This is a genomic window from Acidimangrovimonas pyrenivorans, assembly GCF_042643245.1.
Classification (GTDB): Bacteria; Pseudomonadota; Alphaproteobacteria; order Rhodobacterales; family Rhodobacteraceae; genus Acidimangrovimonas; species Acidimangrovimonas pyrenivorans.
Genome location: NZ_JBHRSK010000036.1, coordinates 1 through 850 on the forward strand (window position 1 = coordinate 1; position 850 = coordinate 850).

Annotated in this window: 1 protein-coding gene; it reads right to left on the reverse strand. The window is 63.1% G+C overall.

Translation table 11 applies throughout. The features are described 5' to 3' along the window. A protein-coding gene (locus ACFOES_RS21000) for an IS5 family transposase (RefSeq protein ID WP_377835686.1) occupies positions 1-776 on the reverse strand; the annotation gives its coding sequence in 2 pieces (ribosomal slippage) (positions 1-458 and positions 458-776; 777 coding nt annotated over the 2 pieces). This gene is flagged as partial in the annotation. Between the last annotated feature and the right edge of the window lie 74 nt (positions 777-850).

Here is an 850-nt window from a genome sequence, read left to right on the forward strand (position 1 = left end):
CAACCAGATGCGTGTGGCGGCGAGTTTGACGAGGGCGAGGAAGTTGGCGTCGTGTTTCTCGTATCTGGTGGCGATTACCCTGTAATGCTTGAGTTTTGAGAAGAACCGTTCAATCCGGTTGCGGCGTCGGTAGGCGTCCCGGTCCAGAGGTGGTGGCGCGGATCGGCGCGGAATCGGGCGGATGACGGCCTTGGCAGCGATTGCCGCGAGGTGGTCGCGCAGCCGGTTGCTGTCGTAGGCCGCGTCCGCCAGCAGGGTCTGTCCCGGCCCGACCGTGTCGAGCATATCATCGGCCGAGCGCCCGTCGTGAGCTTGGCCCGCCGTCAGCTTCAGCGTGATCGGCAGGCCGTGCGCATCGGTCACGGCATGTATCTTGGTGGTCAGGCCGCCCCGCGAGCGCCCCATGCAGACGGCTCGAAGGTCAGCCAGGCCGGCGGCCTCGGCGCCCCCCTTTTTGCGTTGGCCCCGTGCTGATGGACGCGGATCGACGAGCTGTCGACGGATTGTTCGGAACCTTCATAAGCTGCTGATACCGCATCGAATATCCTGTCCCAAACGCCCAGCTTCGCCCACCGGACAAAGCGGTTGTAGCAGGTGGTAGAGGGGCCGTAGCGGTCCGGAATATCGGCCCAGGGTGACCCCGTCCTGAGCCGCCAATAGATGCCGTTCAGCACCCGACGGTCGTCAACACGCGGCACCCCGCGCGGCTTGTTCGGCAGAAGCGGTTCGATGATCGACCACTCGAAGTCGGTCAACTCGTAGCGACGCTGGGCCATGCTGCTCTCCTCTTTTCCAGAAGTGAATCAGCAATCCTAAATTGGTGCCAGTCATTTATGAGTGCGTGACCTAG